This is a genomic window from Plantibacter sp. CFBP 8798, assembly GCF_014841195.1.
GTDB lineage: Bacteria > Actinomycetota > Actinomycetes > Actinomycetales > Microbacteriaceae > Plantibacter > Plantibacter auratus.
Map to the genome: position 1 here is coordinate 1,165,187 of NZ_JACYTS010000002.1, position 15,509 is coordinate 1,180,695.

Here is a 15,509-nt window from a genome sequence, read left to right on the forward strand (position 1 = left end):
CTGACCCCTGCTTTGCAGGGTCATCTTCAGACGTCATCAGGAGGTGCCGCTGATGTCTCTCCATCACCTTGGTCGTCTTCAGCTCGACTCGTTCCGCCAGCGGTTCTCGGAACGAGATGTGGCAATTCTGACGTCGCTCCGCGAGCACCGCTTCCTCACCGGGCAGCAGATCATGCGACTCCACTTCCACGATCATGCGTCGACGTACGCTGGCGCACGCGCTTGCAGCCGGGTGATGGAACGGTTACAGCGTCTCCACACCGTCGCTCGCATCCAGCGCAGGGTCGGCGGACCAGGCGGCGGGTCGACGTCTCAGGTATGGACCCTCGACTTCAACGGCTACCGGCTAACAGAGCGTCCTCACAAGACGGGCCGTCGTCGGCAAATCGATCCTTCGATCACCTTCCTCAACCACACGCTGGCCGTCGCCGAGACGCGGGTCAGGATCGAGGAGATCACCCGACGCCGGCCCATCGTTCTGACCAATCTTGAGATCGAAGTAACTGCATGGCGAACGTTCACTGGCGGAGCCGGCCAACCCGTCTCGCTGAGGCCGGACCTCGCCGTCACACTGACCGACGACGAGTTTGAGGATGGCTGGTTCATCGAAGTGGACCTCGACACCGAGTCCGTCCGGGCCGTGCTCAGCAAGTGTTCGGTCTACGACCAGTATCGGCGCTCTGGAAGAGAACAGGTGCTCCGAGGCGTCTTCCCACGTGTGCTTTGGCTCGTACCCACCCGTCCACGCGCGGACGCGCTCATCCGTGCCATTGCAGCGTCCAGCGACCTGCATCCGCGACTGTTCACTGTGGCGGTGTTCGAAGAACTCGAAGCTGCACTGCTGAACGAAACAACTGACTACAGAAAGGAGGTTCAACAATGACAACTTACGAAGGCGCCGGAGGCAAGCCGCGCGAACACGGGCCGCATGGATCCATCCGGATCATCCCGGACTCGTCCGGAGACGCCGAGGCCCCGTTCGCCGGCATTCGTGACAGAGTTGGGTCCGCGCTCGATGCGTACCTGACGCTACGAAGTGTGGACGGCAGCTCGTCAGACCTTGAGCAAGACTTCCACGCCGATTACCGCGGAACCTTCAACTCGTTTGAGGAGGCAGCGCAGGAGCAGTTGAAGTCGCTCGGCTGGTTAGAAGCATTGACCGCGATGCTCGAATCCAACGGGATACCGCCAGAGTTCGTCTCGTGGAACCTGAGTGCCATCTCGGATCTCATGGCGGAGGTCTACGACATCGTGCATCGGAATGGCCGCGTCTACCTATTCCTCAAGTAGACCGTGGCTCACGGCGGCCAGCGGCGCTCGCTCCGACTGAAGCCTCCTGTTGTACATTCCGCTTCACCTTTCGCGTATGAACATCTCGACTTAATCGCTGGCCAGAGCTACAGTCAGTGAGCCCGCAGTGGGGTGCGAGGAAAAGTGCGCCTGACCAGGCTTAATATAGAAGGAGGGAGCATGCCTACATCTATGAGATTGCTCGCAGTGTCCTATGTGCGGGTGTCCACCCGCGAGCAGGCAGACCGAGACGGTGATCCGGACGGCTACTCCATCCCCGCGCAGCTCGAGGCGAACCGTCGGAAGGCAGAGGCCCTCGGCGCCGACATCATTGAAGAGTTCATCGACCGCGGTGAATCAGCTCGGTCGGCCGACAGGCCGGAGCTCCAACGCATGTTGGCCTACGTCTCGCAGCATCCAATCTCCTACTGCATCGTCCACAAAGTAGACCGTCTGGCGCGGAACAGGGTCGACGATGTCGCGATCAACCTCGCTCTGAACACAGCCGACGTACGGCTGATCTCGGCCACAGAGAATATCGACGAGACTCCCTCGGGCATGCTCCTGCACGGCATCATGTCGTCGATCGCGGAGTTCTACTCCCGGAACCTTGCGAACGAGGTTATGAAGGGCATGCACCAGAAGGCCAAGACTGGCGGAACGCCAGGCAAGGCGCCCATCGGCTACCGCAACGCGGGGGTAATCAGTACGGAAGGGCGCGAAGTGCGAACCGTCATCGTCGACAACGAGCGCGCGGACCTGATCCGATGGGCTTTTAGCGCGTACGCTACGGGCGAGTGGACGCTGCGACAGCTCACCAAGGAACTCTCGGAGCGCGGGCTAATGTCTCGGGCCACCCCCTCTCGCCCAGGCAAAGTGATCACCGTCACCCAACTGCAGAAGATCCTCTCGAACCCTTACTACAAAGGCGAGGTGCGTTTCGGTGGTGCCAGCTTCCCGGGACGACACGAGCCACTGGTGGATCCTGCGGTCTGGCAGCAGGTCCAGGACGTCATGGCCTCGCACGTTGTAGGCGAGAAAGTGCGGCAGAACCACCACTACCTCAAGAGTTCCTTGTACTGCGACTGCGGCAGCCGAATGCTCGTCCAACACTCCGTCAACCGTCACGGCACGCTCTACGAGTACTTCGTGTGCTCAGGACGCCACGAGAAGCGCAACGGCTGCACACGTTCTGCGGTGAGCATCGGTCTCATCGAGAGCAAGGTAGTTGACCTCTACCGCGGCATCCAGATCGAGGCGGAGCTGCGCGCGGAGGTCGAGCTACACCTCAAGGGAGAACTCGAGGCCAGCAGTGAGGACACTCGCCGCAAGCAGCGCGAGCTCCTTCAAGAACAGACGCGGCTCCAAGCGCGAAGCAGGAAGCTCCTCGACAGCCATCTCGACGGCGCCGTCCCAGCAGCTTTGTATCGTGAGGAGCAAGAGCGGATCTCTCGCCAGCTATCGAGCATCGCCGACCGCCTCAGCTCTACCGCAGTGACGTTCACGACGATCGAACGGCATCTCAAGGAGTCGCTCGACCTCATAGAAAACTGCTTCGAAGCATATCGACGGGCACCCGACGACATACGTCGCAGGTTCAACCAAGCGTTCTTCGAGAGGATCGTGGTCGACCAAGACTTCAACGTCGTGGCGGAGATGGCCGAGCCGTTTCGCTCGCTCCAGGAAACGACACAAGACCTGGCCCGGCTCGAAGGTGCGAAAAACCGCCCTCGGGAACTCCGACGGCGGGGCGAAAATGGCATGGATTCGGCTCTAGGTTCTAGAGACGAACATTTGGTGCCCCTGGAGGGACTCGAACCCCCAACCCTTTCCTTAGGACGGAACTGCTCTTCCATTGAGCTACAGAGGCTGACCCGTCGAGTTTAGCCGGTCGCTCAGGCGGCGGGCGCCAGGTACTGCTCCCAGTCGGGCTCCGAGCGCTCGACGCCCCGCACCATCCACTGCGAGCCGTGCGGCGTCCCCGGTGAGACCCGGAGGCTCCAGTTCATCTCCATCGGCGTGCGGTCGCCCTTCACGTTGTTGCAGCGCAGACAGCAGGCCACGAGGTTCTCCCAGCTGTCCACACCCCCGCGCGAGCGCGGCTGCACGTGGTCGATCGTCGTCGCCGCCTTCCCGCAGTAGGCGCAGCGGTGGCCGTCACGGCGCAGCACCCCGCGGCGGGTCACGGGCACCCGGCGGGCGTTCGGGATCCGGACGTATCTGGTGAGCAGGATGACCGACGGCCGATCGAACGATCCGCTCGTCGCCACCACGGGATGCGAGGAGTCGATCTCGACGACGGTCGCCTTGTGATGCATCACGAGCACGAGGGCCCGCTTGAACGAGACGATCGCGAGCGGCTCGTAGCCCGCGTTCAACACCAGTGTGCGCATGCACGTTCCCTTCCGAAGGGCCACGACGGCTGCCGCGACCGGTCGACGATCACCACCTGCAGCGTCCGTGACGCGCCGGATCGAGTCGTCTCCGGGGAACAAAAAAGGGCACTGTCATGACGACAGCACCCTCTTGACCCACGGCGGAGCCGCGGCACGCTTGGCTGGAATGCCGCAGCACGTAGAGGCCGCGACCATTCGCGACCACGTGGCGACGTATAGCGTGCATCAGCTCCTGAACCTCTCCGAGTTGCAGAGCACCAGATTAACCCACACCGACCGGATTTCCGCACGTTGCAGGAGAATTCCCCTCCGCGCCACCTCGGCTTCGGACGACGGACACCGCATGGTCGCGAACGGTCAACACGCATCGACGACGAATCGCGTCCCTCCGACGGAGGGACGCGATCCAGGTCGAGCGGGTCGGATTAACCGACGCCCGGCGGGTAGAGGTAGAGCGCCACGGCACTGGCGGCGATGGTGCGCGTGTTGTAGCTGTGACGCGCGGACCCCCAGTTGTACTCCTCCAGGGTGACCGTCCCGTCGGCGTTGACCGACTGCACGTAGGCGACGTGGTTGTAGTTGAACCAGGCGACGGAGCCGGCGATGGCGTTGGTCCCCTTGTTGTACTGCCACGAGTCCGCCCAGCCGTAGGCACTGCTCGGCGGCAGGCCGTTGCCCCAGGTGAAGGCCCAGTTCCCGCTCGGCGTGCCTGCGTCGCGGTTGAGTCGCCAGGCGACGAAGTCCACGCACTCACGGTAGTAGTAGCGCAGTGGTGACAGCCCGCCGCCCTCGTCGTCGGTCGCCTGGTCGAACCAGGGGTAGTCGTCGCCGGCCTGGCGTGCGCCGACGGTGATCGAGTAGGTGGCGTTGCTGGCAGCTGCAGCGGCGTCGAGCTGCCGCTGGCGCTCGGCGAGCTCGTCCGGCGTCGTCGCACTGTAGAGATCGCGAGAGATCGGGGCGTCGGCCACCTTGTCGGAAGCGACGACGCTCTGGGCGCCGGAGGTCTTCAACTGCTCCGAGGCGGACGTCCCGTACGTGGTCTGCGCGCTGCTGCTGGCCGCATACGCCGGGAGGGCGACGGTGGCGACCAGTGCCGGCACGAGGAAGGCCATGGTGGCGACGCCGCGGACGGATCCGGGTCGGGCTCCGGACGGCTTCGGCTTGCGCACGGCGACCGTCGACGCGGTCGGCTTGACCGGGGGCTTGCTGCGGGCGACGCGGTCCGCACCGGTGCGGAGCGGAGCGACGGTCGCGAACGAGGTGTCAGTGGCGGACGTCACGGTGAAGGATTGCGGGGTCGTCGGCTCCGGCGCGGCGGGCTTCGTCAGCGGCCGCTCGTCGAGACGGACCTCGCCGGTCGTGACGGCGGCGTCGGCCTCCTCGACCACGGCATCGTCGAGGATGATCTCGGGGTGCTCGACGGGTGCGTCCGGAGCGACGTCGGCGACGAGCGCGTCGTCGGTTGCCGACTGGGACGGGGTGGTCGGCTCCGCCTGCTTCGCGGCCTGCTCCTGGAGTCGGAGCTGCTTCCGGGTGAGGGGGACGTTCGGGGTCGTCTCGGCCTGTTCGGGGCCGCTCTCGCCAGCTGCAGTCAAGTGGATTCCTCCGGCACCCCGCATGAGCGACGACGATCGCGGTGTGGCGATCGGCATGGCGCAGCCCCATCCGACGATTGATGTCGGTTCGTGTGGCCGAGGGACGGGCTAGGGGGTGCCTCGGTCGTCTTCCTGGGGCCAGATCATGGCCTTCAGGACGAGTGACAGCCTACGGGTTACCCCTCGGAAAGTCACGTTTCGATCACGGGAAAACGGGCACATGAGGGAATCCTCATACACGTCTCATGCTCACGCGGCAGGGGTCTCCACGAAGATGTGCGTCGCGAGCTCGTTGGGCAGCTCGAGGCCGCCCTCGACACCGTCGATGGTGACGAGCACGTAGCCGCCCGCTGCCGCGAAGGTTCCCGAGCGACCCGGCATGACGCCGGCCTGCTTCAGCTGCAGGAGGAGTTCGGGGTCGACCTGCGCCGGCTCGCCGAGACGTCGGACCGTCGCCGTGACCGGCTCGGAGCGTCCTTCGACGAGGCCGACGATGTTGATGACGCCCTGCGAGAAGGCGACGGCGGGGCTGTCGCCGAACTCGTCGAGTCCGGGGATCGGGGTGCCGTACGGCGATTCGGTGGGGTGGTTGAGCATGTCGAGCAGCTTGCGCTCGACCTGCTCACTCATGACGTGTTCCCAGCGACAGGCTTCCTCGTGGACGAACTCCCACTCGAGCCCGATGACGTCGCTCAGGAGGCGCTCAGCCAGGCGGTGCTTCCGCATGACGTGGACCGCCTTGCGTCGGCCCGGTTCGGTGAGCTCGAGGTGCCGGTCGCCCGACACGACCACGAGTCCGTCGCGCTCCATCCGACCGACCGTCTGCGAGACCGTCGGTCCGGAGTGCCCGAGGCGCTCGGAGATCCGCGCACGAAGCGGGATGATGTTCTCCTCCTCGAGCTCCAGAATGGTGCGGAGATACATCTCTGTGGTGTCAATCAAATCGGTCATCGACGCCCTCCCTGCCCGATTGCACGTTCCCGGTAAGCCTAGTGCGCGGCGGCGACGTTCCCGCGCCAAGCCACTCCGCCCCGCGTGGACGCATCCGGGCGCCGTGGCACGACGCCATGAGGCCCTCGCCTCTAGAATCGCCGTATGCCGGAGATCACGATTCCCACGTCCCTTCTGCCCGCCGATGGTCGATTCGGCTGCGGCCCCTCCAAGATCCGACCTGAGCAGATCGCAGCGCTCTCCGAGGCCGGCCTGTCCCTCCTCGGCACCTCCCACCGTCAGGCTCCCGTCAAGCAGCTCGTCGGCCGCGTGCGCGCCGGCCTGGCCGACTTGTTCCGCGCCCCCGAGGGCTACGAGATCATCGTCGGCAACGGCGGCTCGACCGCGTTCTGGGACGCGGCCACCTTCGGCCTCATCGAGCAGCGCAGCCAGAATCTCGTCTTCGGCGAGTTCGGCGGCAAGTTCGCCAAGGCGGCGGGCGCCCCGTGGCTCACCGCTCCAGACGTCCGTGAGGTGCCGGGTGGATCCCGCATCGATCCCGAGGTGGTCGAGGGCGTCGACGTGTACGCCTGGCCGCACAACGAGACCTCGACCGGCGTCATGGCCCCGGTGCGACGCGTGTCCGGCGACGCCGGCGCCCTCACGGTGATCGACGCGACGAGCGCCGCGGGTGGTGTGGACTTCGACGCGAGCCAGGCGGACGTCTACTACTTCGCACCGCAGAAGAACTTCGCATCCGACGGCGGCCTGTGGTTCGCGCTCTGCTCCCCCGCGGCGATCGAGCGCATCGAACGGATCGCGGCGAGCGGCCGCTACATCCCGGAGTTCCTGAGCCTGAAGAACGCGGTCGACAACTCCCGACTCGAGCAGACGCTCAACACTCCCGCGTTGTCGACGCTCGTACTCCTCGAGGAGCAGATCTCGTGGATCAACGGCAACGGCGGCCTCGCCTGGGCATCGGCACGGACGGCCGAGTCCTCCGGCGTCCTGTACGAGTGGGCCGAGCGCACCTCCTACACGACGCCGTTCGTGACGAACCCCGACCACCGCTCGCAGGTCGTCGTCACGATCGACTTCGACGACGCCATCGACGCCGCGCTGGTCGCGAAGACCCTGCGGGCGAACGGCATCGTCGACACCGAGCCCTACCGCAAGCTCGGCCGCAACCAGCTGCGCGTCGCGACCTTCACGGCGATCGACCCCGCAGACGTCCGTCAGCTCATCGCGAGCATCGAACACGTCGTCGGGGCGCTCTGATCCGTCTCCCCCGCTGAACGCCGAACGGGCGGTCGAACCCTCTCGAGGTTCGGCCGCCCGTTCGTCTGTCTCGCGGTGTGCGAGTGCTACTCGTCCTCGAACCGGTCGTCGTCCTCGTCGGAGTCGTCGTCATCCGAGTCATCGTTGTCGGAATCCTCGTCGTCCGAGTCATCGTCGTCGGAATCGTCCGACGCCGCATCGACGTCGTCCTCGTCGTACTCGAGTTCGATGCCGTCGCGGTCGCGGTCGCGGGGGTCCCCGGACAGCGCGACATCGTCGTCGTCGAACTCGTCGGTGTCATCCGCGTCGTCGAGCGCGTCGTCAGCCGCAGCCGCTGCCGCTGCCTCCTGCGCGGCGCGGTAGTCCGCGAGGCGCTCCGACCACGGCACCCACTGCGGAGCCAGCAACGCGCCGTCGCCGGGCATCAGCTCCGTCTCGAGCACGTTGGGTGCGGCGTCGTCGGCGGTCCGCGAGAGCGTCACCGTCCAGAACCATCCGGGGTAGCCCGCCATCGTGTTCGCGAACAGCAGCGAGACGACGTGATCATCGACCACGACGTGCCCGGCCGGCTCACCGACCGTGCTCGCGGGCGTGATCTCCTGCAGCGCTTCGCGCGCGAGCTCCACGGCGGCGATCAGGGTCTCGTCCGGCACTGGTGCCGGGGTCGACTCGCCATCGGTGCCGTCGTCCGAGCGATGCTCGTCCGACTCTGCTCGTGTGTCCGTGTCGGCCGTGACGTCGCGATCCTCGACGGGCGTCTCCTGATCGGCGTCAGGCATCCAGCTCGTCCGCGACCTTGCGCAGCACGGCAGCGATCTTCGTGCTGTGACTGCTGTTCGGGTACTTGCCGCGGCGCAGGTCGCCGCCGATGCCGTCGAGGAGCTTCACGAGGTCCTCGACGATGATCGCCATGTCGTCGGCCGGCTTGCGCTTCAGCTTGACGAGGCTGGGCGGAGCTTCGAGGACGCGCACGGACAGCGCCTGGGCGCCGCGCTTGCCGTCGGCGATGCCGAACTCGAGCCGCGTCCCCGGCTTCACGCCGGCCGTGCCCGCGGGCAGTGCGGAAGCGTGCAGGAAGACCTCCTGGCCGTCATCGGAGCTGATGAAGCCGAAGCCCTTCTCCTCGTCGTAGAACTTGACCTTGCCGGTGGGCATGGGAACCTCGCTGTGTGTCGTGCGCAGAAAATGCAGCGCCGTGCGGTGATCGCGCAGGAAGCGCGATCGAGAGGACCATCGGTCCTCGGCCCCCAGCCTATTCGGTGCAGCAGCCGCGTGCCTCTATCCTGGGAGCGTGACTGATGAGCAGACGCCGAGCATCTCGCGGCCCGAACGGATCCTGGCCTACATGGTCGTGACGATCGTCGCCGTCTCGATCGCCGCGTTCGTCGCGGTGATGGTCGGCACCGCCACCGGCCTCGAGCAGGGCGACTTCGCCGTCGGCGTCTGGCCGGTCGTGACGATCCTGCCGCTCGTCGGACTCCCCATCGCCTTCCTGATGCTGATCACGCTCATCATCGTGGGTGCCGTACGACGGTCTCGCGAGTCCCGCGGTCAGTCGCCGCGCTGACGACCATGGGCGAGGCCTTCGCGATCGCGCGCCGCCTCCGGGAGCTCCCGGACGACGCGCTCCGCCGGCTGACTCCCGACCGCAGGGCCTCCTCCGCCCGCATCGCGGACTTCTTCGACTTCGCCGAGGCCCTGTTGGATGATGCGAGCGTCGCCCGCCGGATGGCACTGCTCGATCGGGACACCCTCGCAGTGCTCGCCGCCGCGCTGGACAAGACCGAGCGCCACTCGCTCGCGACCACGCTCGGACGCGAGCAGTCGGAGGTGGATGCCGCCCTGGAGCGGCTGGAGCGGGACATCCTCGTGCTGGACGACGGAGCCGGTCCGATCAGGCCGGTGAGCGCGGTGGCCGTGGTGTTCGAGGAGTGGACGGCGAGCGGCAGACCAGGCCGAGCAGAACTCCGACTTCCGGCGGCGGCGCCGACGTCCCACGCGACCCGCCCCTCGCCCGACACGGACGCCCTCGCGAGCGAGCGAGCGGCCGGCGCGGTCGGCATCGTCGGCGAGAGCCTCCATGAACTCGACCGCGAGCCCGCACGCCTGCTCGGCCGTGGAGCCCCGTCCATGCCGGACCTCAAACGGCTCGCAGCCGCGGCGGCGAGCACGCCCGACCAGATCGAGCTCGCCCTGTCCGTGGCGTCGACTGCCGGGCTCACGGACGCGATCGGCTCCGCCATCCGCCTGAGCGAGGTCGGCGAGGCCTGGCTGGCGTCGGCCACCGCGGAACGCTGGCTCCGTCTCGCGACAGCCTGGCGCGACGCGATCCCGGCCACGATCCGCGATCGCATCCTGACGGCGTACCGGCGCGGTTCCGTCGACCTGGTCGAAGAGCTCAGCTGGTGGTACCCGTTGGCGGAGGATGCCGTCGTGGCGCCGACGCGGGCGGTCGACGCGGTCGCCGAGCTGCTCGGGATCACCGTCGACGGCGCGACCAGCGGATTCGGACGACTCCTCGTCGACGACCACGCGGCCGACGCCGCCTCGACGCTCGCGTCCATGCTCCCCGCCGAGGTGTCGCAGGTCGTCCTCCAGGACGACCTGACGGTCATCGCGCTCGGTCCCCCGACGGCGGAACTCGACGTGCGACTCCGGGCCCTCGCGGAGCCGGAGGGGCGCGCTCAGGCGTCCAGGTACCGCATCACGACCGCGAGCGTCACCCGGGCCCTCGCCGACGGAGACACGGCCGAGGACCTGCTCGCGTACCTCGAGTCGATCTCCCTGACCGGCGTCCCTCAACCCCTGCGGTACCTCGTGTCCGAGGCCGCGTCCCGATTCGGCCTCGTCCGCGTCGGGACGATCCGCGCGTCGGCCGACGCCTCGGCCGACCCTGGACGCAGCAGCTACATCCGCTCCGACGACGCCGGCCTGATCGCGGCGATCTCGGTCGACCAGAGCCTCGTCGCGCTCGGTCTCCGTCCGAGCGACGAGCACCGGCTCACCAGCCGGATCGAGGCGGCGACGGTCTACTGGGCGCTCCACGACGCGCGCTACCCGGTGGTCGTGGAGGACGACGGCGGCGCACCGCTCCGGATCCGCCGGCAGCCGGTCATGCGCACCAGCCTCTCCGCTCCGGCCGCCTCGACGGAACCGGATCTGGTGTCGAGGCTCCGCGCCGACGACAGCGGCGACACGAGCAGCGCATGGTTGGCCAAGCAACTGGAGATCGCCGTCCGCGACCACACGCCGGTCACCGTGCAGCTGCAGCACGGCGAGCGCCGATCCACGTTCACGATCGAACCGGTGAGCCTTGCCGGCGGTCGCCTGCGCGGTCTGGACCGGTCGGCCGACGTCGAACGCACCCTGCCGCTCGCGATGATCACCGAGGTCCGGATCGCCGGCTGAGCGCTCGCTCAGGGGGTTGCGCACCGGATCCGCCGGTAGACTCGACCGTTATGTCTGATGGACCACTGATCGTCCAAAGCGACCGCACCGTGCTGCTCGAGGTCGCCCACCCGCTCGCCGAGGACGCCCGCCACGATCTCTCGGTGTTCGCCGAGCTCGAACGCGCGCCGGAGCACATCCACACCTACCGGATCACCCGTCTCGGACTCTGGAACGCACGGGCAGCCGGGCACGATGCCGACCAGATGATCGAGACGCTGGAGCGGTACTCGAAGTTCTCCATCCCCGCGTCCGTGACGATCGACATGCGCGAGACCGTCAACCGCTACGGCCGGCTCGTGATCGAACGCTCCGAGGAGGGCGAGCTCGTCCTCCGCTCCACGGACCTCCCGATCCTGACCGAGGTGGCCGGCGCCAAGCGGATCGCGCCCCTCCTCATCGGGCACCCGACGCCGGACACCTTCCTCGTCGAGCCGTGGGCACGCGGCGCGCTCAAGCAGGAACTCGTGAAGCTGGGCTGGCCCGCCGAGGACCTCGCCGGGTACACCGCCGGCACGCCGCACCAGATCGACCTGGTGGAGGACGGCTGGCACCTCCGCGACTATCAGCAGCAGGCGGTCGACAACTTCTTCTCCGGCGGTTCCGGCGTCGTGGTGCTCCCCTGTGGTGCGGGCAAGACCCTGGTCGGCGCCGGGGCGATGGCGACGGCGTCCACCAACACCCTGATCCTCGTCACGAACACGGTGTCGGCACGGCAGTGGCGCGACGAGCTGTTGAAGCGCACCTCCCTCACCGCCGAGGAGATCGGCGAGTACTCGGGGCAGGTGAAGGAGGTCAAGCCGGTCACGATCGCGACCTACCAGATCCTCACGGCCAAGCGGAAGGGCGAGTACGCCCACCTCGCGCTGCTCGACGCCATGGACTGGGGCCTCGTGGTCTACGACGAGGTGCACCTGCTCCCGGCACCCGTCTTCAAGCTCACCGCCGAGCTGCAGGCGCGGCGTCGCCTCGGCCTGACGGCGACGCTCATCCGGGAGGACGGCCGCGAGGGCGACGTCTTCTCGCTCATCGGCCCGAAGCGGTTCGACGCCCCGTGGAAGGAGATCGAGGCGCAGGGCTTCATCTCCCCCGCCGCGTGCTTCGAGGTGCGCGTCGACCTGCCCCAGGCGGACCGACTCACCTACGCCGCATCCGCCGACGACGAGCGATACCGCCTCGCGGCGACCGCCCCGGCGAAGCTCGACGTCGTCCGGCAGCTCGTCGAACGGCACCGTGGCGAGCAGATCCTCGTCATCGGGCAGTACCTCGATCAGATCGAGGAGCTGGCAGAGACGCTCGGTGCCCCGCAGTTGACGGGCGCAACGCCGGTCGACGAGCGCGAACGGCTCTATCAGGCCTTCCGCGACGGCACCGAGCAGGTGCTCGTCGTCTCGAAGGTCGCGAACTTCTCGGTCGACCTGCCCGAAGCGACCGTCGCCATCCAGGTGTCGGGATCGTTCGGTTCACGACAGGAGGAGGCGCAGCGTCTCGGCCGCCTGTTGCGCCCGAAGTCCACGGGACTCACCGCGAGCTTCTACACGCTGGTGTCGCGCGACACGGTCGATCAGGAGTTCGCGCAGAACCGCCAACGCTTCCTCGCCGAACAGGGCTACAGCTACACGATCCTCGACGCCCACGCCCTGCAGACCGCGTGAAACAGGCTCTCAGAAAAGTCTCAAGAAACGTGCAGATAATGGTGTCATGACCGGACCCCGCATCCTCATCGTCGACGACGAACCGAACATCCGCGACCTCCTCACCACCAGCCTGCGATTCGCCGGCTTCGCCGTCCGTGCCGTGGGCAACGGCGCAGCCGCCATCTCAGCGGTCCTCGAGGAGGAGCCCGACCTCATCATCCTCGACGTGATGCTGCCGGACATGAACGGCTTCGGCGTCACCAAGCGCCTCCGCAGCGCCGGCTACACGGCGCCCATCCTCTTCCTCACCGCGAAGGACGACACCGAGGACAAGATCACGGGCCTCACGGTCGGCGGCGACGACTACGTCACCAAGCCGTTCAGCCTCGACGAGATCGTGGCACGCATCAAGGCCATCCTTCGCCGGACCATGCAGGCCGACGAGGATGCAGTGATCCGCACCGGCGAGCTGACGATGGACCAGGACACCCACGAGGTCCTCGTCGGCGACACCCCCATCGACCTCAGCCCGACCGAGTTCAAGCTCCTCCGCTACCTCATGCTCAACCCGAACCGCGTCCTGTCGAAGGCTCAGATCCTCGACCACGTCTGGGAGTACGACTTCAACGGCGATGCCGGCATCGTCGAGAGCTACATCTCCTACCTGCGTCGGAAGCTCGACCAGTTCTCCAGCGAGCCGCTCATCCAGACCAAGCGCGGATTCGGCTACATGCTCAAGGCCGGAAAGGCGTAGCCCCCACGCGATGGCCGATTCCCTGTCCACCTGGTGGAGCAGCGTCTCACTCCGGACGAAGATCACCGGGGTGACGGTGCTCGTCCTCGCCTTCGGCCTGCTCGTCGCGGGCATGGGGACGACCCCGCTCCTCAAAGAGGTCCTCACCCAGCAGGCGAACGACAGTCTGGTCACTGCCGCCAAGGGCAAGATCGTCGGTGAGATCTCCGAGGACGGACAGCTCCAGCTCGACGCCCCCTCGACGCTGTTCGTCGCCGTGTACGACACGAACGGCGAACTCCGCGCCTCGTCCGGGTGGGACGACAGCATCGCTCCCGAACACCCGGCGCACCTCAGCGCGAACGACGTCGCCGCGAGCGGGACCCAGATCTACACGACCACCAACGCGAGCGGCACGATCGTGTACCACGCGGTCTCCGTCCCGGTCACCCTCGACGGGTTCCGCACAGGAGCGGCATGGGTCGCCATCTCGATGCAGGGCACCGACAACACCATCGCGACCTACCTCACGATCTTCTTCGTCCTCGGCGTGCTCATCATCGTGGTCGGAGCACTCCTCACCCGGTGGCTGGTGACCGGCACGTTCGAACCGCTCCGCCAGGTGGAACGGACGGCCGCCGCATTCGCCGACGGCGACTTCAGCCAGCGACTCGCGGGCTCCACACCGAACACCGAGGTGGGGCGACTCAGCCGATCACTCAACACGATGCTGGCTCGCATCGACCGCGCGTACTCGGATCGCGGGAAGACCATCGAGCAGATGCGGAACTTCGTCGGGGATGCGAGCCACGAGCTCCGCACCCCGCTCGTCTCCGTCCGCGGCTACGCCGAGCTCTACCGGATGGGTGCCCTCCAGACGCCGCAGGACGTGGCACAGGCCATGGAGCGCATCGAGAAGGAGGCCATCCGCATGGGTGCGCTCGTCGAGGACCTCCTCCAGCTCGCCCGCCTCGATGAGACGCGACCACTGAATGTCGCCCCCGTCGATCTGCTCCCGATCGCGCGCGACGCCGCGCTCGACACCACCGCCCAGGCCCCCGGGCGTACGGTCCAGGTCGTCCGCGACGAACGCATGGCGCGAGCCGCCGACGACGATAGTTCCGAAACGACTGACGAGTCCCCGGCCGCTGCCGAAGCACCACCCCAGACGGGCTCGACCGGGCCGATCTTCGGCGCGACGTTCAACCGCTTCCGGCGTCGGCCGAAGCCGTCCGGCGACGCCACCACGCCCGACACGAAGCCCATCGCAGAACCACTGACCCTGGCCGTGCCACCGATCGTCCTCGGCGAGGAGAACAAGATCCGGCAGGTCGTCACGAACCTCATCGGAAACGCCCTGCGCTTCACGCCCGCCGACAGCCCGATCGAGCTCGCGGTCGGCACGGACGCCCGCGCAGGGACCGCCAGCATCGCCATCGTCGACCACGGCGAGGGCATCCCGCCACAGATCCGCGAGAAGATCTTCCAGCGTTTCTGGCGCGCCGACAGCTCGCGAACGCGCGAGACGGGCGGCAGCGGCCTCGGACTGGCCATCGTCGCCTCCATCGTCGCGGCGCACGGTGGCACGGTCGACGTGACCGAGACCCCCGGCGGCGGCGCGACGTTCCGCGTCATCCTGCCGCTCGCCCCGTCGGCGGCCACGAGCCCCATCGTCATCGCGGGCCCTCCGGCCTGACCCGCCGGCGGGCTGGCTCGACCCTCCTCCACAGGCTCCGGCCTGCTTCGGAGTGCGCGCACGAAACCTTCCTCGCCGGTTCCGGCCGGTGGCGAGCACCTACCGTCTCGGTAGCGGCGATGACAGGCATCGCCCGGACGAACGGAGTTCCCGATGGCCACTTTCCAGGTCGACAGCGACGCGGTCGAGCGCGCCTCCACGGCAGCACGCGTCACGATCGAGCAGATCCAGAACGAGGTCGCCCGCCTGCACACGCAGCTGGCGGCACTTGACGGCCAATGGACCGGCGCTGCGGCCGCCGCGTTCCACGGTGTCGTCGAGCGCTGGAGGGGCACCCAGCGTCAGGTCGAGGAGAACCTCGGCGAGATCAGCCGGGCGCTCGCCGTCGCGGGTACCCAGTACGCCGAGATCGAGCGGGCGAACGCGAGTATGTTCAGCGGGTGAGCGGTTGGCCGCCGACGCGGGTCGACGACCCTGCGCCGGCGGCTCCTCCGAACGCAGCGACGA

14 protein-coding genes, 1 tRNA gene and 1 pseudogene are annotated in these 15,509 nt (G+C 67.5%); 10 read left to right on the plus strand and 6 right to left on the minus strand.

Translation table 11 applies throughout. From position 1 onward, the window contains the following. The first annotated feature begins 52 nt into the window (after nucleotides 1-52). From IFU30_RS12505 to IFU30_RS21025, 3 genes and pseudogenes are all read left to right on the plus strand, one after another. On the plus strand, nucleotides 53-883 hold the full coding sequence (locus IFU30_RS12505; RefSeq protein WP_192005390.1) for a replication-relaxation family protein: 831 nt from the start codon (nucleotides 53-55) through the stop codon (nucleotides 881-883). Then, nucleotides 880-1,290 carry a hypothetical protein gene (locus tag IFU30_RS12510; protein ID WP_192005391.1) on the plus strand — a complete coding sequence of 137 codons (411 nt, stop codon included), beginning with the start codon at nucleotides 880-882 and terminating at the stop codon, nucleotides 1,288-1,290. The genes IFU30_RS12505 and IFU30_RS12510 overlap by 4 nt, the downstream gene beginning before the upstream one ends. A 192-nt stretch (nucleotides 1,291-1,482) precedes the next feature. Further along, nucleotides 1,483-2,517, plus strand: a pseudogene (locus IFU30_RS21025) (recombinase family protein); the annotation flags it as partial. Between the two features lie 568 nt (nucleotides 2,518-3,085). Here IFU30_RS21025 and IFU30_RS12525 read toward each other — a convergent pair. The 4 genes from IFU30_RS12525 to IFU30_RS12540 all read right to left on the minus strand — a co-directional run bounded on the left by IFU30_RS12525 (nucleotide 3,086) and on the right by IFU30_RS12540 (nucleotide 6,232). Next, nucleotides 3,086-3,160, minus strand: a tRNA-Arg gene (locus IFU30_RS12525). Between the two features lie 25 nt (nucleotides 3,161-3,185). Further along, a complete protein-coding gene (locus IFU30_RS12530; protein ID WP_079001921.1) occupies nucleotides 3,186-3,683 on the minus strand; it encodes an HNH endonuclease in 498 nt (165 codons plus the stop codon). Between the two features lie 428 nt (nucleotides 3,684-4,111). Then, nucleotides 4,112-5,281 (minus strand): CHAP domain-containing protein, encoded by a 1,170-nt coding sequence (locus tag IFU30_RS12535; protein ID WP_192005393.1) that lies wholly within the window; start codon nucleotides 5,279-5,281, stop codon nucleotides 4,112-4,114. A gap of 249 nt (nucleotides 5,282-5,530) precedes the next feature. Further along, complete coding sequence (locus tag IFU30_RS12540; RefSeq protein ID WP_079705381.1) at nucleotides 5,531-6,232, minus strand: metal-dependent transcriptional regulator; 702 nt, start codon at nucleotides 6,230-6,232, stop codon at nucleotides 5,531-5,533. A 144-nt stretch (nucleotides 6,233-6,376) separates the two neighbouring features. On the opposite strand from IFU30_RS12540, the gene serC reads away from it, so the two are divergent. Beyond that, nucleotides 6,377-7,489, plus strand: a complete 1,113-nt coding sequence (gene serC / locus IFU30_RS12545) for a phosphoserine transaminase (protein ID WP_192005394.1) — start codon at nucleotides 6,377-6,379, stop codon at nucleotides 7,487-7,489. A gap of 86 nt (nucleotides 7,490-7,575) precedes the next feature. Here the strand turns inward: serC and IFU30_RS12550 are convergent, their stop codons facing one another. Together IFU30_RS12550 and IFU30_RS12555 are read right to left on the minus strand one after the other, a co-directional pair. Further along, nucleotides 7,576-8,268: a DUF3027 domain-containing protein gene (locus tag IFU30_RS12550; protein WP_192005396.1), complete on the minus strand. Its 693-nt coding sequence runs from the start codon at nucleotides 8,266-8,268 to the stop codon at nucleotides 7,576-7,578. Then, nucleotides 8,261-8,644: a cold-shock protein gene (locus tag IFU30_RS12555; protein ID WP_079705376.1), complete on the minus strand. Its 384-nt coding sequence runs from the start codon at nucleotides 8,642-8,644 to the stop codon at nucleotides 8,261-8,263. The genes IFU30_RS12550 and IFU30_RS12555 overlap by 8 nt, the downstream gene beginning before the upstream one ends. A gap of 136 nt (nucleotides 8,645-8,780) precedes the next feature. Here IFU30_RS12555 and IFU30_RS12560 point away from each other — a divergent pair, with 136 nt between their 5' ends. From IFU30_RS12560 to IFU30_RS12585, 6 genes are all read left to right on the plus strand, one after another. Continuing rightward, nucleotides 8,781-9,056, plus strand: coding sequence for a multidrug ABC transporter ATPase (locus tag IFU30_RS12560; RefSeq protein WP_124768896.1), 276 nt, complete (start codon nucleotides 8,781-8,783; stop codon nucleotides 9,054-9,056). Between the two features lie 5 nt (nucleotides 9,057-9,061). Beyond that, nucleotides 9,062-10,897 (plus strand): helicase-associated domain-containing protein, encoded by a 1,836-nt coding sequence (locus IFU30_RS12565; protein ID WP_192005398.1) that lies wholly within the window; start codon nucleotides 9,062-9,064, stop codon nucleotides 10,895-10,897. 50 nt (nucleotides 10,898-10,947) lie between these two features. Continuing rightward, entirely contained in the window at nucleotides 10,948-12,591 is a 1,644-nt protein-coding gene (locus tag IFU30_RS12570) for a DNA repair helicase XPB (protein WP_085510338.1), read from the plus strand. A 46-nt stretch (nucleotides 12,592-12,637) separates the two neighbouring features. Further along, complete coding sequence (locus IFU30_RS12575) at nucleotides 12,638-13,327, plus strand: response regulator transcription factor (protein WP_056007716.1); 690 nt, start codon at nucleotides 12,638-12,640, stop codon at nucleotides 13,325-13,327. Between the two features lie 10 nt (nucleotides 13,328-13,337). Continuing rightward, nucleotides 13,338-15,002, plus strand: a complete 1,665-nt coding sequence (locus tag IFU30_RS12580) for a sensor histidine kinase (protein WP_192005399.1) — start codon at nucleotides 13,338-13,340, stop codon at nucleotides 15,000-15,002. Between the two features lie 153 nt (nucleotides 15,003-15,155). Then, nucleotides 15,156-15,446, plus strand: coding sequence for a WXG100 family type VII secretion target (locus IFU30_RS12585; protein ID WP_064296564.1), 291 nt, complete (start codon nucleotides 15,156-15,158; stop codon nucleotides 15,444-15,446). Nucleotides 15,447-15,509 lie beyond the last annotated feature (63 nt).